Origin of the sequence: Nonomuraea basaltis, assembly GCF_005893125.1 — a bacterium.
Classification (GTDB): Bacteria; Actinomycetota; Actinomycetes; order Streptosporangiales; family Streptosporangiaceae; genus Nonomuraea; species Nonomuraea basaltis.
Genome location: NZ_VCJS01000013.1, coordinates 92,079 through 113,570, shown reverse-complemented (window position 1 = coordinate 113,570; position 21,492 = coordinate 92,079). Strand labels below are relative to the sequence as shown.

The following is a 21,492-nucleotide window of genomic DNA, read 5'->3' as shown; positions in this document are numbered from 1 at the left end:
CCCCCACCCCCACCACCAGGGCGGTGGCCTCCCCCAAATGGAGCACCGCGCCGGGGTCCCAGTCGGGCGCCCAGCGCGCGCCGGCCTGTTCGCGGGCGTACCTGGGCAGGCCCCTGGCCAGCGCGAGCACGAGCGCCAGCGCATGCGCGGCCACGTGGTCGGTGTAGGTGTCACGCATGTTGGTGACCTGCACGGGGTGCGCGACCAAGGCCGGATGGTAGAACCCCGGAGGCGGCCCGGCCTGCGGGGCCTGCAGCCAGCGCAGCCGCCCGGCGTGCGCCAGCAGGTCCGCGGGCAGCGTGCCGTAGGCGGCGTCGGCCTCTGCCAGCGCGTGTGCCGCCTCCTCGTGGGTCCGCGGCCGGAGCACGACGAGCTCCGGCACCGCCCGCTCCAGCCGGGCCTGCCAGCCCGCGGTGGCCGGATCGTGCGGCGGCAGCAGCACCAGGGTGGGCAGGCCTCGGCGGCCACTGGTGCTCATGCCCTCCTCGGCAGGCCGGACTCGGTGATCTCGTACAGCAGCGGCTCCCCCGCGACGTAGCGGGCGAGCTCCTCGGCCATCGCCTGCCCGTGGCGGCGCCGCTCGTGGCCCAGGCTGCCCGCCACGTGCGGGGTGACGACGATGTTGGGCATCGTGAACAGCGGCGACCCCGCGACAGGCGGTTCCGGGTCGGTGACGTCGAGGACGGCGAACAGGTCGGTCCGCCTGCCCAGCACGTCCACGAGCGCGACCTCGTCGACGAGGCTGCCGCGCGCCGTGTTGATCAGGGTGGCGTCGGGCTTCATCGACTCCAGCAGCCCGGCGCCGACCATGCCGCGCGTCTCAGGAGTGAGCGGCGCGTGCAGGCTGACCACGTCGGAGGTGGCGAACAGCTCCGCCAGGCCGACGAGGCGCACCCCGAGCCGCTCGGCCTGCGCCGGGTCGGCGTACGGGTCGTAGGCCTGCACGACGAGATCGTGGTGGGCGAGCAGCCGCGCCGTGGCCAGGCCCGTGGCGCCGAACGAGACCAGCCCGACCACCGCGCCGTGGGCGCCGATCTCGGGCCCGCGCGCGGCGGGGGCGGCGGCGGCGCGCGCGGCCAGCACGTAGCGCCAGCCGTGCTTGAGCGCGTACAGGATCTGCGAGAGGGCGAACTCGGCGACCGGGGTGGCGTTGGCGGTGGCCGCCGAGGTGACCCGCACTCCCCTGGCCCACATCTCCGGGGTGACCAGGGGGCGGATGGAGCCCGCGCCGTACAGCACCAGCGAGAGCTTGGGCGCGGCGGCGAGCAGCTCGGCGTCGAGCCTGGGCGCTCCCCATCCGGTCACCAGCACCTGGAGGCCGGCGAGCACGTCGGGCGTGAGCCGGTCGGCGGTGAGCGGGGGTGAGGGGATGGCGAGGTGCCGCTCGATCGCGGCCCGGGCCTGCGGGCCGTAGACGTCGTCGAAGCGGTTCGGATCCATCACGTACAGGCCGTTCAGCATTGCCTCTCCTTCAAGCGAGCCGCCGCTCGCAGGCTGGCCAGGCGGGCGGGCGAGCCGAGCCCGGCGTGGTAGTAACGTAGCTGCCGCGCGCCCCCGGCGACGAGGTCGGCGGCCAGGGACGGGATCCGGGCGTGGCCGTCTTCCAGCACGGTGAGGTTGGCGACGAGGGGGACCCCGGTGCGGCTCGCCGCGGCCTTCACCTGGGTCAGGGCCGCCTCCTCCTGGCCCCAGCACTTGAGCACGTACGCATCGACCGGCGCGTCGAAGGAGGCCAGGTCGATCCCCACGTCGGGGCCGGTGACCTGCGGGTCGTCGGTGGCCATGAGCAACAGCTCGCGGCCGCCAGCCAGTGCCGCCACGGCGCGGACCAGGTCGGCGATGACCTGGCCGCGGTGACCGTACAGGGCCTGGGCGCGCTCGCGGCCGAGCGCTTCGTCCAGGCTCGTTCCGGCCGGGACGCCCTGCTGGAGCTCTCCGTCCACGGCGGCGCGCACGTCGCGCGCCAGCTCCTCCACGTCCAGGCCGCGCCTGGCCAACCCGGCCCGGCAGGCCGGGCAGAGGCAGAGGGACAGCAGCGCCCTGCCGCAGGCGGACAGGTGGGCGCCGGAGGTCTTCTCGTGGTGGCCGGCGTGCTCCGCGCCCAGCCAGCCGCACGCCTCCAGCATCAGCGCGGGCACGTCGTACTGCTCGCACACCTCCCGCACGAGGGTGAGCGCGTAGTCGTGGACGGCGGGCTGGGCGGGGCAGAGCGCGTAGGGGAAGGTCTCGCCGTAGGCGTTCCTGACCGTCAGGTCGGGCGCTTCGCGGCCCAGCACCGAGGAGTGCGTGAGCACCAGCCAGGCCTCGGCCCGCAGCCCGGCCCCCGTCAGCGCGGCCAGCGCCGTGCCGAACCTGTCCTCGTCGGGCACCCCCCAGCTGGGCGGGTACGGCCGAAGCCGCCCGCGCCAGCGCTCGGGGCGCAGCCGGAAGTAGGCCGCCGCGTGGTCGGCCTGCACGATGCGGTGGCGGGGATGCCACGGGGTGGTGGCCCGGACCGAGTGGTAGGCGGCCTGCAGGGTCACCGTGCTCACGCCGAGGCCGGCGATGCGCTCGGCCCCCGCGGGGTCGCCCACGATGTCCCAGGTGTAGGCGAACGCGCCGTGCCTCACCATCGAGGGATCACCGGGTTCCAGCCGGGGTTCAAGCGGAATGTCACCCCTTCGTGGCGCCGGCCAGGCCGCGCGTGAAGTAGTTCTGGAAGAAAAGGAAGATCATCAGCATCGGCAGGAACGAGATCGTCATTCCCGCGGCGAACCCGGTCCAGTCGGTGGCGTACTCGCCCTGGAAGGACATCATCCCGACGGCGAGGTTCTGCAGGTCGGGCTGGCCGAGGGTGAACACCAGCGGGATGTTGAACTCGTTCCAGCTGCTGATGAACTGGAAGATGACCACCACCGCGATGACCGGCTTGGCCAGCGGGAGGATGAGGCGGAACGTCTTGAGGAAGCCGGCCCCGTCGAGCTTGGCCGCCTCGAACAGGTCGGCCGGAACGCTGGAGAAGAACCCGACGAACAGCAGGACGTAGAGGGCGCCGGCGCCGCCGGACATGGCCAGGATGACGCCGGCCCGCGTGTTCAGCAGGCCGAGGTTCTCGATCAGCACGAACTGCGGGACGATGATCGAGGCGACCGGGATGAACAGGGTTCCCACGATCATCCGGTAGAGCAGGGTGCGGCCGGGGAATTCGTACCTGGCCAGCACGTAGCCGCACAGGGCGGCCTTGACCAGCTCGATGAGGGTCGAGACGACCGAGTAGAGCACCGTGTTGAAGAAATATCCGGAGAAGCCGGCGTTGACCCAGGCCCGTACGAAGTTGTCGAAGTTCAGCTGGTCGGGCACGAGGCTCGCGCCGCTGGTGAACATCCCGGCCTGGGTCTTGAACGCGGCCGAGATCGTCCACAGGAAGGGATAGACCCACACGAGCCCGATGACCAGCAGGATCGGCAGGGCGATGAGGTTGGCCCGCACGGTGCTGCTGCGCCGGGTGGCCTGAGTGATCGTCGCCATCAGACGCCGAACTCCTTCCTGAGCCGCTGGGCCCGGCGGACCGCGAGGCCCTGGGCGGAGACCAGGACGAAGGCGATGACGGAGAACAGCAGCGCCGCGGCCGAGGCGTAGCCGTAGGCGAACGGAACCCTGCCGAAGGCGTTCTGATAGATGAAGTAGGACACCACGTAGGTGCTGGTGCCGGGCCCGCCCGCGGTGAGCGTGACGACCAGCCCGAAGACGTGCATGGCGTTCACGATGCCCAGCAGGGTGATGATCACGGCGACCGGCCTGATGATCGGCAGCGTGATGCGGGTGAGCTTCTTCCACTCGCTCGCGCCGTCGATGGCGGCCGCCTCGTAGAGCTCCTCCGGCACGTTCTGCAGCGCCGCCATCCAGTAGATCATGTACTGGCCGAAGATCTGCCAGATGGAGACGAGCACGAGCACGAGCAACGCGCTCCACCGGTTGGCGAACACGTCGAACCCCTGGTCGACCAGGCCGAGGTCGCGCAGGATCGCATTCAGCGCGCCGTTGGACGGGTTGAGCAGGTAGGTGAAGACCAGGCCTGCCATGGCGACGGGGATGATGAGCGGCGCGAAGAATACGGTCCGGAAGAACCGCTTGCCACGCAGCCACTTGCGGGTGAGCAGGATCGCCGCCACCAGCGAGATCGGGAGCTTGATGACGGTCGTCAGCAGGGCGAAGATCAGCGTGTTGACGACCGAGACCCAGAACAGCGGGTCGGCCAGGATCGTGCCGTAGTTGCCGGCCCCGACGAAGTTCTCGATCGGGCCGATGCCCGACCAGTCGAAGAAGGAGTAGTAGATCGTCGCGATCAGCGGCCAGATGGTGAAGCCGAGGTAGAGCAGGAGGAAGGGGGCCAGGAAGACGAGCAGCCAGACCCTGTCGAGGCCGCGGACGCGCTCGCGGGAGTGATCGACGCGTTCGGGCACACGCTCGGCGGGCGACCGGTCGCTGTCCGTCGCCCTCTCCCTGCCGGGGGCAGGGGCGATGGTTGTCATGGATGTCCTCACGAGGGAGAAGGGGCGCCGCCGGCGCGCGGACCGGCGGCGCCGTCCGGTCAGCTGCCGTACATGTCCGAGGTGTAGTCCTTGGTGGTGTCCCAGTCGGGGAAGGTGTAGCAGTCCATCGACACCTTCAGGCCGCTGGCCGCCTCCTGTTTGAGCCCTTCCTCCAGGGCGGACTGCCGCTGCTTGACGATGGCGGCGCCCACGGACGCCAGAGGCTGGCCGCTGACCAGCGCCTCGTTCATGGCCTCCCACTCCGCGTCGGGGGTCTTCGTCAGCGCGTTGACGTACGCCTTGGATTTGGCGATGTCGGGGCACTTGAGCAGCGGCTCGGGAAGCTGGACCCGGTAGCCCGGCTTCGCTCCGATCTGCATGATCTGCTTGAGCACCGGGTGGGTGACCATCTTCTGGTTGTCGACGTAGGACAGCGTGCCGAAGGCGTTCTTGTAGTACTGCTGGACGAAGTAGCCGTTCGGGTCGGTCATCCATTGGATGAACGTCCAGGCGGCGTCGGGATGCTTGGTCTGCGAGCTGACCCAGTACTTGTTGCCGTCGTACGTGCGGCCGCCCGCGCCGGTCTGCCCCTCGTCCGGGTCGACGCGCGGCGCCACCACGTAGTTGTCGCTGCTGAAGCCCTGGCTGTCCCACACGCTCAGCATCCAGGTGCCGTCGAAGTAGATGCCGGCCTGCCCGGCGGCGAACTGCTGGCGGGAGAAGTTCTTGTCGTTGGTGCCCGGCGCCAGGTACCCGGCCTTCTTGAGCTCCTGGATGAAGGCGAAGGTCTTCATCTGCCCGGGCTCGGTCAGATTGAACTTGCCCGTCTTGTAGTCGAAGAAGTCGGTCGACGAGGTCGAGACGCTGCTGAGCAGCCCGTACCAGATCCGCTGCATGTCCTCGCCCTTGGTGGGCGCGGCGATGCACTCCGCCTTGGTCTTGGCCTTGATCTGCGCGCAGGCGTTCTTGAGCTCGGTCCAGGCCTTGGGCGGGTTGTTGACGTCCAGCCCGGCCTGCTGGAAGACCTGCTTGTTGAGGAACATGTAGCCGGAGCCCCAGTAGAGGTTCTCCGTGAACGGGAAACCGTACGTCTTCCCGTCCTGCATGTTGATGCCTTCCAGGAAGGACCCGTCCGGCCAGCGCTTGGTGAAGTCGGCGGGGACGGTCCCGCTCGGGCTGAGCGGGCGGATCCACTTCTGGTCCAGCAGTTCGGACAGCCCGGTCGCGTTCCAGTAGAACATGTCCGGCGCCTGGTTGCTCTGGAAGGCCAGGGGCAGGGTCTTCATGTAGTCGGCCTGGGTGATCGAGCGCCACTCGATCTTGATATTGGGATGTTCCTTGGCGAACTGCGCGCCGATGTCCTTGTGGAACTTCACCTGTTCGGCGGAGAAGTCCCAGATCCGCAGCGTGGTCTGCGAGCCACCTCCGCTCCCGTTGCTCGAGGTGCCGCACGCCGCCATGAGCAGTGACGCCATGGCAGCGATGATCATCGTGGTGGTGGTGCGACGCCGATGAGGATTCATGGACCCTCCTAAAGAGGCGGAGGTCATAGGGGTGTCGGGCAACGGGTAAGCGCTTGCCCGAGGGTGGGTCGAGAGTAACCCGGCTCATAACCCGATTCAAGGCTTGTGAGAAAGCGGTTTCAGGTCGATGCTCGGCTGTGAAGGCCTGCCGATCGACGGCCTCCATGGCACACTTTTACCCGGGATATGCGGGTTATTCAGGCATTTCTCGGCAGCATCGCGCCGGGAAGGTCGCGACGGAGTTGCGATGATCGGCGCCTTGAAAGAAGTTCTACAAGCGCTTTCTGACATCGGGAGTTCGTGTGCGCCTGCTCGCCTTCACCAAGCCCTTCGGTCCCATCGACGCCGCCCGGCTGGCCGAGGCCCTGGCCTCGGTGGGCGCCGACGGGGCTGACCTCGTCGTGCGCGAGGGGCAGACGGTCAGCCCCGCCGACCCCGGCGGCATCGCCGTCGTCGCCGCGGAGCTCGAGCGCCGCGGGCTCACCCTCGACGTCGTCACCACCGACCTGCTCGACGCCGGTGCGGACGCCGAACAGATCATCGCGGCCTGCGGCGAGAGCGGCGTCCGTCTCGTGCGGGCGGGCTTCTACCGCTACGACCCCGCCGCCGGATACCGCCGCCGGTTGGAGGAGTCCAGGGCCGCGCTGGCCCGCCTGGCCGGCCTCGCCTCCCGGCACGGCGTACAGCTGGCGCTCCAGCTGCATCACGGTACGATCCATCCATCCGCCTCGCTCGCCCTCGCACTCGCAGGCGACCTGAACGACGTGCGCTTCTACGCCGACCCCGGCAACCAGGCCAAGGAGGGCAGCGAGGCATGGACACTCAACGTCGATCTGCTGGGCGATCGGATGGCCTGCATGGGAGTGAAGAACGCCGTCTGGCGAAACACCGCGGACGGCTGGGTGTGCGAGTGGCAACCGCTTGCGGACGGGGGCGTGGTGCGCTGGGCGGAGATCATCCCTGGGCTGCGGGCACGCGGCTGCACCGGACCGCTGTCACTGCACGTCCACTACCCGGCGGCCGACCCGGTGGCGGCCGTACGGAGGGATCTGGATCATCTGCGCGGGCTGCTCGGCTGACGAGCGCTCCACGGGGGTAGGAGGAGCAGGTGCGTAATCTGCGGCAGGGGCGCCCGGCCCGGGTGACGATCAGCGATGTCGGGGCCGCGGCGGGGGTGTCGGCCTCGACGGTCTCCCGCGTGCTCAACGGCACGGCCAAGGTCGACCCCTCGCTGGCGGCGCGCGTCCACGACGTGGTCAGGCAGCTGGGCTACCGGCCCAACGCCGCGGCACAGGGGCTCGCCCGCGGGGAGTGGGGCACCATCGGCGTGCTGGTCCCCAACCTGGCCAACCCCTACTTTCCCGGCGTGCTCAAGGCCGTCTCGGCCGTCGCCCGCTCCCACGGGCGCCGCGTCATGGTCATGGAGTCGGACGAGGACCCCGCGATCGAGCACGACCTGGTCGAGGACCTGATGCGCAGCTGCGACGGGGTGCTGCTCTGCTCCCCCCGCATGGAGCGCTCCGACCTGGTCCTCCTGACCGCCCGGGACCACCCGCTCGTCCTGCTCGACCGGATCGTCCCCGGCCTCGCCGCGCCCGCCGTCTCCGCCGACTTCTTCGGCGGGATGATGCTGATCTGCGGCCACCTGGCGCAGCTGGGCCACCGCCGGGTCGCCTACCTGAGCGGGCCCGAGGTGTCCTGGGCCAACTCCGAGCGGATCAGAGCGCTGGAGGCGGCCAAGGCGTTCGGCCTCTCCGTCACGATCCTGCCGTGCGGGTCCACCAGCCGCAGCGGGTACGAGGCCGCCGCCGAGGTGGCCGGCACCGGCGCCACCGCGCTCACCACCTACAACGACCTGGTGGCCCTGGGGGCGGTGACCCGGGTGCGCGAGCTCGGGGTGCGGGTTCCCGAGGACCTGTCAGTGGTCGGGTTCGACGACATCGCGCTGGACCACGTGGCGCACACGGGCCTGACCACGGTGTCGGCGCCCCGGGGACAACTCGGCAAGCAGGCGGCCGAGATGCTGGAGACCCTGATGACCCAGGGGCACGACGGGGAGCCGGTGTACCTGCCGATGGAGCTGCACGTCCGCGACAGCACCGCACCGCCCCGGGTGACCAGCGAACTGGCCGGGTGACCGTACGGTCGCACCCTCGGCGGCCGGACGGCCGGGCTGTTGACAAGCGAGGGCGGCGGCGGGAAACCTGTCTCAGGATAGCGCTTTCCCAACGGATGAGAGAGAGCCCGTGGACACCGACGACCGCACAGGACGGCCTGGCAGCGACCGAGACGACCTGGAGCGGCAGGTCCTGGACCTGGTCACGCCGCTGATCTCCCGGTTCAGCCCGGGCGGGGGGCGGCTGCGGCTGGGGTTCAACACGGCGCACTACGACCAGGCGGCCTCCGAGCTGGAAGCGTTTGCACGCCCGCTGTGGGGGCTGGCGCCGCTGGCGGCCGGCGGCGGGGCGTTCGATCACTGGGAGCTCTGGCGCGCCGGGCTCGCCGCCGGGACCGACCCCGAGCATCCCGACTCCTGGGGCGCGGTCTTCGACCGGAACCAGCGGCTGGTCGAGACCGCCGCCATCGGCCTGACGCTCGCTCTGGCCCCCGAGCGGATCTGGGACCCGCTGACCGGCCGGCAGCGCGACACGGTGGCCGCCTGGCTGCGGCACGCGGTCACCGTGCAGCCGAACAACAACAACTGGCTGTTCTTCCCGGTCATGGTGGGGCTCGGACTCCGCCGCGTCGGCGTCTCCCACGACCACGACGCCAACACGGCCAGACTCGACCGGCTGGAGCAGTTCGACCTCGGACGCGGGTGGTACTCCGACGGGCCGACGTGGCAGCGCGACTACTACATCCCGTTCGCCATGCACTACTACGGCCTCATCTACGCGGCGCTCGGCGACGATCCGGCCAGGGCCGAGCGCTTCCGCGAGCGGGCCGCGACGTTCGCCCAGGACTTCCAGCACTGGTTCACCAGCGAGGGGGTCGCCGTCCCGTTCGGCAGGAGCCTGACCTACCGCTTCGCGCAGTCGGCGTTCTGGGGGGCGCTGGCCTTCGCCGGGGTCGAGGCGCTGCCCTGGGAGGTGACCAAGGGGCACCTGCTGCGGAACCTGCGCTGGTGGGCCCGCCGGCCCATCCGCGACACCGCCGGGCTGCTCACCATCGGCTACGGCTACCCCCAGCCACACCTGGCCGAGCAGTACAACGCGCCCGGCTCGCCGTACTGGGCCATGAAGGCGTTCCTGCCGCTCGCCCTGCCCGCGGAGCACCCGTTCTGGGCCGCCAAGGAGGCCGACGCTCCCGCGCTCCCCGAGGTCAGCACCCAGCCGGAGGCAGGCGTGGCGCTGCTGCGCTGCGAGGAGGGACGGCACGTGGTGATGCTCAGCGCGGGGCAGCGCAACCCGCGGGTGCGGCACGGCGCGGCCAAGTACGCCAAGTTCGCCTACTCCACGCGTTTCGGCTTCAGCGTGCCCGCCGGGACGCTGGGGCTCGAGCACGGCGCCTTCGACAGCACGCTGGCGCTCAGCGAGGACGGCGAGCACTGGCGGCCGTGCGAGCTGCCGCACGCCGTCTCCGCCTCCGACGGTGTGCTGCAGGCGCGCTGGACGCCCTGGGACGACGTGGAGATCGAGACCTGGCTGGTGGCGCTGCCCTCGTGGCACGTGCGGGTGCACCGGATCAGAACCGGGCGGGCGCTGCGCACGGCCGAGGGTGCCTTCGCGGTCGACCGGGACCGGCCACCCACCCGGGTCGACACCGGGCCCGGCCGGGCCAGGATCGACTCGCCGCACGGCCTGTGCGTGATCGAGGACCTGTCCGGCCGGCGGGAAGGAGCCCTCGTCGTGGCCCTGCCCGGCACCAACGTGTTCGCCCCGCGCACCACGATCCCCACGCTGAAGGGCGAGCTGCCGCCCGGCGAGCACCTGCTGGCCTGCGCGGTCATCGGCCTGGAGGGCGCGGCGGGCTCGGCTTCGGCGGAACCGGACGCCGCGGGCGGGGGCGGGTGGCCGGAGCCTCCCGCGTGGGATTCCATCGAGCCTCTGCTCGCCCCGGCGCCCACGCCGTGAGGCCTCCGCCGGCCCGGCGTGGTGCGATGCCGGCGGACACGTTCGAGGGCATGTGGCCGCGCGCCCGCGAGTTGGACGACCTGCCGTTGTCTCCCGCTGAACAGCGGGTCCTGCATGCGCTGACCTGCCACGACACCGACTGCGATGATCCTTGTCACCGGGCTGCCGGGAACGTGGGCCGCGAGGTGCTGCGGGCGCTGATCGAGGCGGGCGCCCCGGTTCGCGCGCTGGCGCGCACCCCGGCGGGCCCGGTATCGAATGGGCCCGCGCGGCGATCTGAACGAAGCGGCGTGTCGACGTACATCTGCGCCACGGTGCCCGAGCCCGACGAACGCGAACTATTGGTCTCTCCTCTAGCCTGCGATGAGGGCGTTGGCCTCCGTGATGAGCCTCTGAGCGGCCTCGTCAGAGGTCATCCGACCGAACAAAACCTCGTTCGTATACCGTGTGAGGATGCCCTCTATGGCGCTGGCGTGCTTCGGCGGGGCGGCGGGCGGGTCCGTGAGCTCCCCCTTGATCGCTTCGAGGAAGGCCAGCGTCTTCTTGTCGGCCTCCGGAAGCTTGTCCCTGACTGCCTCCAGCACCTTGGAACTGGCCGGCAGGCCGCGGTCGCTGAGGATGATCTGGCCCGCCTCCGGGTCGTTGATCATGAAGTCGATGAACTTGGCGGCCTCGGCCGAGCGCTCGGACTTCGACGAGGCGGTATAAAACATCGCGGGCTGCAGGAACATGCCACCGGTGGTGGCGCCCTGTGCCTTCGGCATCCGCAGCAGGTCCACTTGCTTGCCCGACGCCTTGTTGATCGAGCCGAGCTGGTTGCTCCACCACATCCCCATCGCGCCGTTGCCGGTGGCGAATAGCGACCGGTCCTCGCCCTGGGCCCCGAGCTCAACGCTCTTGGCGGCGCCAGGAGAACCCTTGGTCTCAATCAGCTTCTGGTGGACGGCCCACCACGCCTTGAGCGTAGTGGGCGAGACGCCGATCTTGTTGCCCTTGTAGAAGGACTCGCCCCGCTGAGCGGCGAAGATCTGCAGGAAAGCCGGGTTGAAAGCCTGCTGCGTGCCGTAGACCTTGCCACCGGTCCTTGCGGTGATCTTCGCCGCCAAGTCGACGTATTCTTCCCAGGTCCACATGGTGTCGTCGGGTAGTTTCTGCCCCGCGTCCTTGATCGCCTTCGGGTCCACGACCAGGGACCAGGCGTTGACGCCGGTGGGGATGGCGAACTGCTTCCCGTCGATCGCGCCGGTGGCCAGCACCTTGCCGTCGATGTCGGCGGTGCTGACCGTGCTGGACAGATCGGCGAGCGTGCCGCGGTCGGCGTATTCCCGCAGGCCGCGGATCTCGATCGTGATGACGTCGGGCGCTTCGCCGCCCGCGACCTTCGTGGCCAGCGTCTCGTAGTAGCTGCCGAAGTCGGAGAACTCTTCCTCGACGTCGATGTTCGGGTTCTGCGCTTCGAACTTCTTGATCGCCTCTTGTGTCATCTTCTGCCGTGCGTCACTGCCCCAGTAGGAGAAACGCAACTTGATCTCACCGTCGGCGCCTTCGCTGCCGCAGGCCGCTGTGATCGTCAGCGCAGCAGTGGCCAGCAATACTGCCGTCCACATCTTCTTGCCAGAGCCCACGGCTCTACCTCCTGGGGTCGGGGGTGCAGGACCTGCTTCGGTCCTGGGGTGGTCGCACCACGGATCAGTTACTTCCGTCCGGCCAGGAAGAAGTCGAAGCTCAGCCCGAGCGCGCCGATCGGCATGGCGAACATCGGTGCCCCACGACGACTCTCCACCGGAGTCAAAGAATCCCGCGGTGAGTCGGCGGTGGCAAATGAGGGCTGCGGCGATGGCGACGAAGAATGCGAAGCGGCCGGCTCGGCGTTCGTAGCGGCGGTCGCCGCGCGACAGGGCAGCCACAGGCTCCGCCGGAACCACGAACGACCGGTTGCCGCGGCGGTGTGCTCACTCATCCACTTGGCGAGCACCTCCTCGCTCGGCTGACCTCCTTGTTCCCGTTGTGAACTCACATGGCGCTGGTTTGGCTCAGCCAATTTGCATGACGAAACCGATCGGTTTACGGTGGGGGTGAAACCGATCGGTTTCCCATTTCCTGGAGGTAGTCGTGACAGCAATCAAGGGCGCCAACGTCTTCGTCACCGGAGGCAGCCGGGGCATCGGCAAGATGCTGGTCGAGGAGCTCTACGCGCGCGGTGCCGGCAAGGTCTACGCCACGGCCCGTGACCCGCGCTCGGTGACCCACCCCGATGCCGTTCCGCTGGCACTCGAAGCCACTGACCCGGCATCCGTGGCAGCCGCCGCCGAGCAGGCCCAGGACGTCACCATCCTGATCAACAACGCCGGAGCCTCCGTCCGCGCTTCGTACCTCAACTCCCCGATGCAGGACGTGCGCCGGGATCTGGAGACCAACTTCTACGGGCCGCTGCTGGTCACCCGGGCCTTCGTGCCGATCATCGAGCGCAACGGCGGGGGCCACATCCTCAACGCCCACTCCGCCCTGTCCTGGCTGGCCGACGGCACGCCCTACGGCGCCTCCAAGGCCGCCCTGTGGTCGCAGACCAACTCCCTGCGCCTGGAGTTGCAGCCGCGCGGCATCGCGGTGACCGGGCTCCACATGGCCTACGTGGACACCGACATGACCTCGGGTATCGACGCACCCAAGGCCGACCCCCGCGACATCGCCGTGGCCGCGCTCGACGGCATCGAGGCGGGGGCGCACGAGGTGCTGGCCGACGACACCACGCGCTGGGTCAAGTCGCAGCTGTCCGCCGGCCTGGAAGCCATGTACGCCCAGCTGAAGAAGTAGCACGCACGTACGTATTTCAAGGAGATCCTTGTGGAAAGTTCGCTCACCCACCGCTTCGTCGACGTGAACGGGGTCAGGCTGCACATCGCCGAGCAGGGGCAGGGGCCGCTGGTCCTGCTGCTGCACGGCTGGCCGGAGAGCTGGTACTCCTGGCGTCACCAGTTCGAGGCGCTGGCGGCGGCCGGCTACCGGGTCGTTGCCCCTGACCAGCGCGGCTACGCCCGCAGCGAGCAGCCGCCGGACGTCACGTCCTACACCCTGCTCCACCTCGTCGGCGACGTGATCGCCCTGATCGACGAGCTGGGAGAGGAGCAGGCGGTCGTCGTAGGTCACGACTGGGGTGCACCCGTTGCCTGGACCGCGGCGATGCTGCGCCCGGACAAGGTCCGCGCGGTGGCCGGGCTCAGTATTCCGCCCATTCTGCCGGGCGGGATGGTCCCGCCCTCGATCACCCGCACCCAGTACGGCGAGGGCTTCTACCAGGTTTACTTCCAGCAGCCGGGAGTCGCTGACGCGGAGTTCGCCAAGGATATCCCGGACTCCTTGCGCCGCCTCCTGGTCGGTGCCTCGGGCGACAACCCGCTCGGCAGGGAGCCCAGACCGTTGGTCGTACCCGACGGTCTGGGCCTCCTGGACACCATGCCGGAGTCGCCCGCTCTCCCTGCCTGGCTGACGGAGGAGGACATCCAGGTCTACGCCGAGGACTTCGCCCTGCACGGCGAGCAGGCCTTCACCGGAGCCTTCAACTGGTACCGGAACATCGAACGCAACAACGAACTGCTCGCGCCCTTCCGGGGGCTCGGGATCGACGTCCCCGCGCTGTACGTGGTGGGAGACCGCGACATGGTCACCTCACTGCGTGGCCCGGACGGGGGCAGCTCGCTGAGCGACATTTTCCGTGGCCAGGGCGGATCGGGCAACCCGCTGAGCGCTGTCGCGCCTCAACTGCACGGACCGGTGGTGCTGCCGGGCTGCGGGCACTGGACACAGCAGGAGCGTCCCGCCGAGGTCAACGCCGCACTCCTCGACTTCCTCGCCCGCATCGACGGCCCGGCGCCCCGATGACACCACGCAGAATCCGCCTGGCCGGCACCGTCCGGCTAGAGCAGAGCCCACGGCTCACGCGCAGGCGGCCATCGAGCTCAACGACTTCACCTTCATCGACCGGCTCCGGCGGGAATGGTCACGCGGGCAGGGCACTCCTTGCACCCCAAGCAGCCCAAGACGGTCGCCGACCACCTCCTGGGCTTTCTGAACAGCTGACTCACCCCCACCAGACAGAGGACACATTGATGCCACAGCGCAACCCCATCCTGATCACCGGCGCCGCCGGCGAAATCGGTGGTGTGAGCAGAACGATGGTCGACATGCTGCTTGAACAAGGGCACCCGGTGCGCGCGTTCGTGCGACAGGACGACGAACGCGCCCACTCGCTCCGCCAGGCTGGGGCCGAGGTCTTCGTCGGTGACCTACTCAACATCGCCGATGTGACCGCCGCGCTGAAGGGCTGCCGCCGCATCTACTTCAGCATGAGCCTGTCGCCGTACTACACCGACGCCGTCAGCCTGATGGCCGCGGCGGCGCGAGCCCAGAGCGACATCGAGGTCTTCGTCAACATCTCCGAGTACGAACAGTCGTTCATGACGTTCGAGAAGATGACAGCGCCAGAGGAAGAACGGCGTTCATGGCTCGGCGGACTCGTCACGCAGTGGTCACCGCAGCAACGGGCCCACTGGATCGCCGAGCAGGTGCTGGACTGGTCCGGCATCCCGACCGTCAACGTGCGGGCGGCCATGTTCGTCGAGAACCCCCTCCTGACCTGGCTGGCGCTGGAGCCGCTGAGCAACGGTGAACTGCGCCTCCCCTTCGGCCACCAGCGGCTCGCGCCCATCGCCGGTTACGACGTGGCGGAGCTGTGCGTGAAGATCCTGGTCGACCCGGCGCCGCACATCTCGAAGTCTTACGAGCTCACCGGTCCGGAACTGAAGGACATGCACGGGTTCGCGGAGGACTTCGGGGCCGTGCTGGGACGCCAGGTCACTTACGTTCCCGAAGAGGTCGAAACCTGGAACGAGAACTACGTGGACAGCGCCCTGGCCGCGTATCCACACATAGCGGAACACCTGAAGACCCTGACCCGCCTGATGGGCGGCGGGGGGTACCGCGGCGTCACCGACCAGCTGGAAACCCTGCTCGGGCGCCCGCCGAAGACCGTGCGGTGGGCACTGGAGAACCATCCGCGCATCCGGAAACTGGCGGCTGCCTGAGCCGCTGAGCGCTCCAGAGCACGGAGATGCCTTTGTGCCTGTCTCCCAAACTCTTGCTCTGATTGGTGGGGCAATGACGGTCCGGTCAGGACGTGAGCCGTCCGCTCGGCACGATCATGTACTGGCGCAGGTAAAGGTCGCGGAAGCTCACCGGGCCGCGTGGGCCGGGCACCCGGTCGATGTTGATTCCGGTCTCTGGCAGCCGCAGCAGTTTGAAGCCGTCGAGGAGCCGTGTGGTGGAGTTCCAGAAGACGCCGGAGCCGGTGTAGGCGTCGATGAACTGCGCGGCGGCGGCGAGGTCCTCGGTCGCGATGGCGGCAGCCAGCCCGGATGTCTCTTCGTTGGCGATCCGAGCCGCGTGCAGTGGTCCGTTGGCGGCGTCGACCGTCACGGTGGCCGCACGGTTCGAGTCGAGAGACCACTCATATCCGCGCGGGTGGGTGTGCGGTGGCAGAGAGGCGGTGACGCCGAGGCGGTCCAGGATCTGGAGAATGCCGGGTAGCCGCTCGTCGTAGACGGATTGGTCGATGAGCAGCAGATTGAGCCGGTTGCACACGCCCAGCCGGTCCAGGCTGTCGGTGATCAGTTGGTGCACGGTTTTGTCGTCGGCGGCCGAATCCACGTACAGGACCCCGCCGCCGTCGGCATGGGCGAGAGTACGCACGCCGTGGCGGGCGGCCTCGCGGCTGAGGTCGCGGGTGCTGTCGCCGCTGCCGCGCAGGATGACCAGCGGAATGAGCTCGGGCAGGGACACCAGCGCATACGCCGCCGAGCGGTCTTCGCTGGGAACCAGCTGGATGGCCTCCGGATCGAGGCCGGCTTCGCCGAGGGCCGGTGCGATCACCTGTTCCACGATGGCCCGGGACGAGCGGAGTGCGGCCGAACCGGTGCGGAGCACGCCTGCGTTGCGTGACTTGAGGAACTGAGAGGCGATGTCGAGGGTGACGTTCGGACGTGCCTCGAAGTTCGCGCCGATGACGCCGACCGGCCGGCGGCGTTCCAGCAGGGTGAGGCCGTCCGAGCGCTCTTCGAGGGCCTTGTCGCGAGGCTCGTGCGCCACATCCGCCAGCGTGCGCAGCTCTGCGGCCATGGCCTCCAGTCGCGGACCGGTCAACCGCAGCCGGTCCTGAAGAGCGGGCGACATCCCGGCGGACACGGCCGCCGCGAGGTCTTCCTCGTTCGCGGACACGAGGGCGTGCCGCGCCGCCGGCAACCGCTCCGCCATGCCGCGCAGCGCGGCGTCGATGTCCGTGTCCGTCGCGCGTTCGAGGGCCGCGCAGCTCTGCTTGGCCCGGATCGCGCAGGCACGCACCGCATCCTCGGTGGAGCGGGTCTGACGGATGGCGTCGCTGATCAAGGGGCGTCCTTCTGCGGGTCGGCCGCATTGGCCAGTTTAAGACGATTGTAGCATCGTTCAACAATCCTCAAGAAATGGTTTCGTTCGCCGTGCAGCCAGGCGCTTCAGGAGTCCGGGCCTTCTGGTCACGCCTCAGGCGCCGCTGATTGCCGTGGTGCTCGATGGTCGCGCCGAGCCGCTTCATCTGGTGCAGCACGTGCAGCTCCCGGACGTACCGCAGCCGGTCGAGTTGCTCGGCCGAGTAGGCCTGGCCGTCGATCGTGCAGTCGATAGTGATCTCGCCCATGACGGAACCTTCCTGGTGTGCTGGTGCAGTGGGATCTGTGGTCAGGCCGCGGCGCGTGCGGTCAGGGGGCGGCGGCGCAGGCTCGGGTTCTCCAGAGCTGGGGGTTGGTAGGCCTGGTCGAGGGTGCCGATGTCGGTGCCGGGCGGGACGATGTCGTCGATACGGTCGAGGATGTCGTCGGTGAGGGTGACGTCCAGGCCGGTGAGCAGGCCGTCGAGGTGGTCCATGGTGCGGACGCCGATCAGCGCGCTGGTGACGCCGGGGTGGGCGATGGTGAACGCCATCGCGAGGTGGGTCATGGGCAGGCCTGCCTCGGCGGCGAGGGGGATGAGCTTTTCGACCGCGTCGAGCCGGCGCTCGTCGTTGAAAGCCCGGATTAGGCCGGCGCGCCGTAGGTTGTTGTCCTGGTCCTTGCGTACGCGGCCGGTGAGCATTCCCTGGCCGAGTGGGCCCCAGACCAGGGTGCCCATGCCGAAGCGCTGGGTGGCGGGCAGGACCTCGCGTTCGATGCCGCGGTTGAGGACGGAGTAGGCCGGCTGCTCGGTGTGGAATCGCGCGAGGCCGCGCCGCTCGGCGACCCACTGGGCCTCGACGATGTCGGAGGCGGGGGTCTGCGACGCGCCGATCGCGCGGACCTTGCCGCTGCGGATCAGGTCCGTGAGCGCGGAGAGGGTTTCCTCGATGTCAGTATGGGGATCGGGGCGGTGAAGTTGGTACAGGTCGATGTAATCGGTCCGCAGGCGGCGCAACGAGTTCTCCACGGCGGTGACGATCCAGCGCCGTGAGGCGCCTTGGTGATTGGGGTCCTGGTCCTGTCCGGTCGGGCGGCTGAACTTGGTGGCGAGCACGACGTCGTCCCGGCGCCCTTCCAGGGCTTTGCCGACGACGTCCTCGGAGTCGCCGTAGGCGTCGGCGGTGTCGACGAAGTTGATGCCGGCGTCCAGCGCCTTGTGGATGATGCGGGCCGAGTCCTCGGGGGCATTGCCCATGACGGTGGCGAACATCAGGGTGCCCAGGGCGTAGGGGCTGACCTTGATCCCGGTCCGGCCGAGCGTGCGGTACTGCATGCGAAATCTCCCTTTCTCCGCAAAAAGATCTACATAGTCGGCAAAGCCGACAAATCCGCGGAAGGCGGTTGTAGCTGTCGCGTAGATGCCGCATCTGGCACGCGGCATCTCTCGTCTCGTCGCACCTGCGGGGCGCCGCCGGTCCGCCGAGCCGGTTTCCAGCGTGCGGCCGTACGGGCGCCGGCGGGAGAGACGTCCTTATCCGGGGACGGGCGGTCCCTGGCTGCGTGCGGCGTTCCCAGGGCATGGTGGAGGCGTGGACAGAACCGAACTGGCCGACTTCCTGCGCCGCTGCCGTACCCGACTCGCCCCTGCCGACGTGGGGCTGTCGCAGGGCGCGCGGCGCCGCACCCCAGGACTGCGCCGCGAGGAGGTGGCGCAGCTGGCAGGCATGTCCACCGACCACTACACACGGCTGGAGCAGGCCAGGGGCTCACGCCCGTCCCGCCAGATGCTCGCCGCCGTCGCCCGCGCGCTGCGGCTGACCGGCGACGAACGGGACCACCTCTTCCATCTGGCCGGCGAGGAGCCTCCACGCAACCGGCCGAGCTCGGAGCACGTCCGCCCCGGCCTGCTTCTCGTCCTCGATCGGCTGACCGACATTCCCGCCCAGGTGGTGAGCGACCGCGGCGACATTCTCGCGCAGAACGCGATGGCCAGGGCGCTCCACGGTGAGGCGTCGGCCCGCCCTGAGGCGGAGCACAACGTCGTCTGGCGCTACTTCACCGACCCCTCCGCGCGGGAACTCTTCCCGGCCGAGGACCGTGATCATGCCGCCCGCGCCGCAGTGGCGGATCTGCGCGCCACCTTCGCCCGCCGCCCGGACGACGCGCGGCTGGCAGGGCTCGTACGCCGGCTCCGCGCCCGCAGCGACGAGTTCTCGGCGCTGTGGGACACCCACCACGTCGCCGTACGCCGCACCGACGTCAAACGCTTCCTGCACCCGGTCGTCGGCCTGCTGGAGCTGGACTGCGAGGTACTGCTGAACCCGGAGCACGACCAGCGGCTGGTCGTCTACACCGCCCGTCCGGGCAGCAGGTCCTACGAGCGGCTGGAACTGCTGCGCGTAGTCGGCCTCCAGGATCTGACCCGCGGCTGAACCGCTCCGCCGGGTCCGCCGGCGCCCGCAGCAGCGACATCGCTCGAACCCATCGGCCGGTCACCGACGTCGCCCTCCCACTCCCTGACGTGAACTAGTCCCCCTACAGGACGACCTATAGGAAAAGCATGGGGAATTTATCAACACGGGCCCGCATGCTCGGTCTCAGCCCCGGAAACGGGCGCCACCACTGAAGAGAACACGAAAGTGAGACCGAGCATGTCCCGTCTTCCCCTGATCCAGCCCGAATCCGCCACCGGCGCCGCCGCCGAGCTGCTGGCCGTCGTGAAGAAGGCGCTGGGTGTCACCCCGAACATGACCAAGGCGATGGCCAACAGCCCCGCCGTGCTCAAGGGCTACCTAGAGTTCTCCGGCGCCTTGGCAGGCGGCGCGCTGGCTGCCCCGGTCCGCGAGCAGATCGCGCTGCTGGTCGCCCAGGAGAACGGTTGTGACTACTGCCTGTCGGCGCACACCTACATCGCCACCAATCTGGCCGGACTGAACGCCGCTCAGGCCGACCATGCCCGTCACGGCCACTCCGACGACCCCCGCGTCCAGGCCGCGCTCACCTTCGCCGCCACGGTGGTCCGTACCCGCGGCGACATCGAAGACACCGACCTGAAGGCGGCCCGCGAAGCCGGACTGTCCGACACCGAGATCGCTGAGGTCGTCGGCCATGTCGCGCTCAACGTCTTCACCAACTACTTCAACAAGAGCGCCGAGACCGACATCGACTGGCCTGTCGTCCGCCACTGACCAGCCCTCTTCTCCAGTACGGCTCGCGCGAGCCGGCTCCTCTGCGGCAGCGTCCGGACGGGCTCGGTCAACGAGGCCACGCTCAAGACCGTGGCGGCGATCGCCCCCGATGGGGTGACATCCGAGCTTTACGCGGGTCTGGAGACGTTGCCGCACTTCAACCCCGACGACGACCCGGTCCTGCGCGAGGAACTCCTGACCAGCCTCACCGCACTCATCGAACAGGCCGTGGACGAACCGATCGCGGCGGGCGGCGCCGACACGGGGCCCACGCCGTACGACCTGCTGCCGGCCGCGTGCACCTCGATGACCACGCGCTGCTGCAGATCGCCGGCCGCTGCCCGGTCCACCGCACGCTCCGCTCCCAGGTCGTCATCCACCCCGGCCCGATCCCGCTGACCTGCGACAACACCTCTGATCACTAGCTGAAAGGGCCATTCCCATGACCATCCTCATCACCGGCGCCAACGGCAACATCTCCGGCGCCCTGCTCAACGTCCTCAAGGGCGCCGACGTCCGAGCCATGGTCCGCGACCCGGCCAAGGCGCCCTCCGGCGTCGAGGTCGTGATCGGCGATCTGGACGAGCCCTCCTCGCTGGAGAAGGCCTTCGCCGGAGTGGACACGCTATGGCTGCTCACTGCCCTGGGCCCACAGGCCCCGTACGTCAGCATGAACGCCGTCCACGCCGCCAAGCAGGCCGGAATCAAGCACATTGTCCGCATGTCAGCCATCGGCGCCGCCCACGACGCACCCACCCGCAACGGCCGTCTGCACGCCCTGTCCGACCACGAACTACGCGAGTCCGGCCTGGACTGGACGATCATCAAGCCCGGCTTCTTCATGCAGAACCTGCTCGGCTCGGTCAGCAGCGGCACCATGTATGCCGGACTCGGCGACGGCCGCCTCGGCCTGATCGACGTACGCGACATCGCCGACTTCGCGGCGGCCGTACTGACGGACCCGAAGCCGCATGCCGGCCGTACCTACACCATCACCGGCCCGGAGAGCATTACCCTGCACGAGGCCGCCGCCGCCGCGGGCGCCACCTATCAGCCCGTTACCGACGAGCAGGCCTATGCCGCGCTGACCGGCTTCGGCTTGTCTGAGTGGGTCTCCGCGGTCACCCTGGAGTACTTCAGGGCATACGCGTCCGGCTGGGGCGACTACACCACGCCCGACTTCACCGAAGTCACCGGCCGTCCGGCGCGCTCCTTCGCCGAGTTCGCCCGTGACCACGCCGAATCTCTCGGCTCATGACCGCCTTCATTGTGCTGACGATCGCCCTGCTCGTTTTCAGGGCGATCGGCGCGCTCACCGTCATTCGCTTCGCCGGCTGGCGGGTCAGCGCCGCCCACGCCATGGCGGTCATGCTGGTCGTCACCGCGAGCGCGCATTTCGTCCCCGCGACCGTGACGGTCATGCCCAACCACGCCGACCTGGTCCGCATGGTCCCGCCGTTCGTGCCCTTCCCCGACGCGATGGTCTACCTCACGGGCGTCCTGGAACTGCTCGGCGCGGCCGGATTGGTGCTCACCCGCACCCGCCGGGCGGCCGGACTCTGCCTGGCGCTGCTCTACCTCCTGCTGCTCCCGGCCAACATCTACGCCGTCGTCGCCGACGTGCCCTACAACGGCGGCGGAGCCACCCCGCTTGGGCTGCGCGTTCCGCTTCAGGCGCTCTACATCTCCGTCGCCCTCTGGGCCTCTGCCCCCAGGCGAGCCGAGCGATGAGCAACCTC

At 69.3% G+C, this 21,492-nt stretch carries 20 protein-coding genes and 1 pseudogene; 11 read left to right on the top strand and 10 right to left on the bottom strand.

Translation table 11 applies throughout. The features are described from left to right. The 6 genes and pseudogenes from EJK15_RS08860 to EJK15_RS08835 all read right to left on the bottom strand — a co-directional run. Positions 1–478 (bottom strand): annotated as a pseudogene (locus EJK15_RS08860) (D-2-hydroxyacid dehydrogenase); the annotation flags it as partial. Next, positions 475–1,461 carry a hydroxyacid dehydrogenase gene (locus EJK15_RS08855; protein WP_138709886.1) on the bottom strand — a complete coding sequence of 329 codons (987 nt, stop codon included), beginning with the start codon at positions 1,459–1,461 and terminating at the stop codon, positions 475–477. The pseudogene EJK15_RS08860 and the gene EJK15_RS08855, both read right to left, overlap by 4 nt. Further along, a complete protein-coding gene (locus EJK15_RS08850; RefSeq protein ID WP_206060728.1) occupies positions 1,455–2,612 on the bottom strand; it encodes a hypothetical protein in 1,158 nt (385 codons plus the stop codon). Before EJK15_RS08850 ends, EJK15_RS08855 begins: the two co-directional genes overlap by 7 nt. Before the next feature lie 40 nt (positions 2,613–2,652). Continuing rightward, positions 2,653–3,507, bottom strand: a complete 855-nt coding sequence (locus tag EJK15_RS08845) for a carbohydrate ABC transporter permease (RefSeq protein ID WP_138709885.1) — start codon at positions 3,505–3,507, stop codon at positions 2,653–2,655. Next, a complete protein-coding gene (locus EJK15_RS70320) occupies positions 3,507–4,511 on the bottom strand; it encodes a carbohydrate ABC transporter permease (protein ID WP_171074187.1) in 1,005 nt (334 codons plus the stop codon). Before EJK15_RS70320 ends, EJK15_RS08845 begins: the two co-directional genes overlap by 1 nt. A 59-nt stretch (positions 4,512–4,570) precedes the next feature. Further along, the gene (locus tag EJK15_RS08835; protein WP_171074186.1) at positions 4,571–6,034 is read right to left on the bottom strand and encodes an ABC transporter substrate-binding protein; all 1,464 of its coding nucleotides are present in this window, start codon (positions 6,032–6,034) and stop codon (positions 4,571–4,573) included. 302 nt (positions 6,035–6,336) lie between these two features. On the opposite strand from EJK15_RS08835, the gene EJK15_RS08830 reads away from it, so the two are divergent. The 3 genes from EJK15_RS08830 to EJK15_RS08820 all read left to right on the top strand — a co-directional run bounded on the left by EJK15_RS08830 (position 6,337) and on the right by EJK15_RS08820 (position 10,107). Next, positions 6,337–7,113 (top strand): sugar phosphate isomerase/epimerase family protein, encoded by a 777-nt coding sequence (locus EJK15_RS08830; protein ID WP_171074185.1) that lies wholly within the window; start codon positions 6,337–6,339, stop codon positions 7,111–7,113. Between the two features lie 29 nt (positions 7,114–7,142). Next, complete coding sequence (locus EJK15_RS08825; RefSeq protein WP_138709881.1) at positions 7,143–8,171, top strand: LacI family DNA-binding transcriptional regulator; 1,029 nt, start codon at positions 7,143–7,145, stop codon at positions 8,169–8,171. Positions 8,172–8,280: 109 nt separating this feature from the next. Next, the gene (locus tag EJK15_RS08820) at positions 8,281–10,107 is read left to right on the top strand and encodes a DUF2264 domain-containing protein (RefSeq protein ID WP_240776850.1); all 1,827 of its coding nucleotides are present in this window, start codon (positions 8,281–8,283) and stop codon (positions 10,105–10,107) included. Positions 10,108–10,460: 353 nt separating this feature from the next. Here the strand turns inward: EJK15_RS08820 and EJK15_RS08815 are convergent, their stop codons facing one another. Further along, entirely contained in the window at positions 10,461–11,732 is a 1,272-nt protein-coding gene (locus EJK15_RS08815; protein ID WP_138709880.1) for an ABC transporter substrate-binding protein, read from the bottom strand. A 487-nt stretch (positions 11,733–12,219) separates the two neighbouring features. Here EJK15_RS08815 and EJK15_RS08810 point away from each other — a divergent pair, with 487 nt between their 5' ends. From EJK15_RS08810 to EJK15_RS08800, 3 genes are all read left to right on the top strand, one after another. Then, on the top strand, positions 12,220–12,921 hold the full coding sequence (locus tag EJK15_RS08810) for an SDR family oxidoreductase (RefSeq protein WP_138709879.1): 702 nt from the start codon (positions 12,220–12,222) through the stop codon (positions 12,919–12,921). Positions 12,922–12,951: 30 nt separating this feature from the next. Then, positions 12,952–13,986, top strand: a complete 1,035-nt coding sequence (locus EJK15_RS08805) for an alpha/beta fold hydrolase (RefSeq protein ID WP_138709878.1) — start codon at positions 12,952–12,954, stop codon at positions 13,984–13,986. 227 nt (positions 13,987–14,213) lie between these two features. Beyond that, the gene (locus EJK15_RS08800; protein WP_171074184.1) at positions 14,214–15,188 is read left to right on the top strand and encodes an NmrA family NAD(P)-binding protein; all 975 of its coding nucleotides are present in this window, start codon (positions 14,214–14,216) and stop codon (positions 15,186–15,188) included. An 85-nt stretch (positions 15,189–15,273) separates the two neighbouring features. Here EJK15_RS08800 and EJK15_RS08795 read toward each other — a convergent pair whose 3' ends face one another. The 3 genes from EJK15_RS08795 to EJK15_RS08785 all read right to left on the bottom strand — a co-directional run bounded on the left by EJK15_RS08795 (position 15,274) and on the right by EJK15_RS08785 (position 17,898). After that, positions 15,274–16,545, bottom strand: coding sequence for an aldehyde dehydrogenase family protein (locus EJK15_RS08795; protein ID WP_240776849.1), 1,272 nt, complete (start codon positions 16,543–16,545; stop codon positions 15,274–15,276). Between the two features lie 67 nt (positions 16,546–16,612). Beyond that, positions 16,613–16,831, bottom strand: a complete 219-nt coding sequence (locus EJK15_RS08790) for a hypothetical protein (RefSeq protein ID WP_138709877.1) — start codon at positions 16,829–16,831, stop codon at positions 16,613–16,615. 41 nt (positions 16,832–16,872) lie between these two features. After that, a complete protein-coding gene (locus EJK15_RS08785; RefSeq protein ID WP_138709876.1) occupies positions 16,873–17,898 on the bottom strand; it encodes an aldo/keto reductase in 1,026 nt (341 codons plus the stop codon). 256 nt (positions 17,899–18,154) lie between these two features. Between EJK15_RS08785 and EJK15_RS08780 the strand changes: the two genes are divergently transcribed. The 5 genes from EJK15_RS08780 (at position 18,155) to EJK15_RS08760 (ending at position 21,484) form a co-directional block, all read left to right on the top strand. Further along, entirely contained in the window at positions 18,155–18,997 is an 843-nt protein-coding gene (locus EJK15_RS08780; protein WP_138709875.1) for a helix-turn-helix transcriptional regulator, read from the top strand. A 219-nt stretch (positions 18,998–19,216) separates the two neighbouring features. Continuing rightward, a complete protein-coding gene (locus EJK15_RS08775) occupies positions 19,217–19,753 on the top strand; it encodes a carboxymuconolactone decarboxylase family protein (protein ID WP_138709874.1) in 537 nt (178 codons plus the stop codon). Positions 19,754–19,843: 90 nt separating this feature from the next. Further along, on the top strand, positions 19,844–20,152 hold the full coding sequence (locus EJK15_RS08770; RefSeq protein WP_138709873.1) for an OsmC family protein: 309 nt from the start codon (positions 19,844–19,846) through the stop codon (positions 20,150–20,152). Between the two features lie 43 nt (positions 20,153–20,195). Further along, positions 20,196–21,011 (top strand): SDR family oxidoreductase, encoded by an 816-nt coding sequence (locus EJK15_RS08765; protein ID WP_240776848.1) that lies wholly within the window; start codon positions 20,196–20,198, stop codon positions 21,009–21,011. Then, positions 21,008–21,484 (top strand): DoxX family protein, encoded by a 477-nt coding sequence (locus tag EJK15_RS08760; RefSeq protein ID WP_138709871.1) that lies wholly within the window; start codon positions 21,008–21,010, stop codon positions 21,482–21,484. The genes EJK15_RS08765 and EJK15_RS08760 overlap by 4 nt, the downstream gene beginning before the upstream one ends. The last annotated feature ends 8 nt before the right edge of the window (positions 21,485–21,492 follow it).

What these genes read in the sequence shown, in the direction of transcription:
- EJK15_RS08855 (WP_138709886.1), bottom strand. Translation starts at nt 1,461, where the DNA reads ATGCTGAACGGCCTGTACGTGATGGATCCGAACCGCTTCGACGACGTC.
- EJK15_RS08850 (WP_206060728.1), bottom strand. Translation starts at nt 2,612, where the DNA reads ATGGTGAGGCACGGCGCGTTCGCCTACACCTGGGACATCGTGGGCGAC.
- EJK15_RS08845 (WP_138709885.1), bottom strand. Translation starts at nt 3,507, where the DNA reads ATGGCGACGATCACTCAGGCCACCCGGCGCAGCAGCACCGTGCGGGCC.
- EJK15_RS70320 (WP_171074187.1), bottom strand. Translation starts at nt 4,511, where the DNA reads ATGACAACCATCGCCCCTGCCCCCGGCAGGGAGAGGGCGACGGACAGC.
- EJK15_RS08835 (WP_171074186.1), bottom strand. Translation starts at nt 6,034, where the DNA reads ATGAATCCTCATCGGCGTCGCACCACCACCACGATGATCATCGCTGCC.
- EJK15_RS08800 (WP_171074184.1), top strand. Translation starts at nt 14,214, where the DNA reads ATGCCACAGCGCAACCCCATCCTGATCACCGGCGCCGCCGGCGAAATC.
- EJK15_RS08790 (WP_138709877.1), bottom strand. Translation starts at nt 16,831, where the DNA reads ATGGGCGAGATCACTATCGACTGCACGATCGACGGCCAGGCCTACTCG.
- EJK15_RS08785 (WP_138709876.1), bottom strand. Translation starts at nt 17,898, where the DNA reads ATGCAGTACCGCACGCTCGGCCGGACCGGGATCAAGGTCAGCCCCTAC.
- EJK15_RS08775 (WP_138709874.1), top strand. Translation starts at nt 19,217, where the DNA reads ATGTCCCGTCTTCCCCTGATCCAGCCCGAATCCGCCACCGGCGCCGCC.
- EJK15_RS08765 (WP_240776848.1), top strand. Translation starts at nt 20,196, where the DNA reads ATGACCATCCTCATCACCGGCGCCAACGGCAACATCTCCGGCGCCCTG.
- EJK15_RS08760 (WP_138709871.1), top strand. Translation starts at nt 21,008, where the DNA reads ATGACCGCCTTCATTGTGCTGACGATCGCCCTGCTCGTTTTCAGGGCG.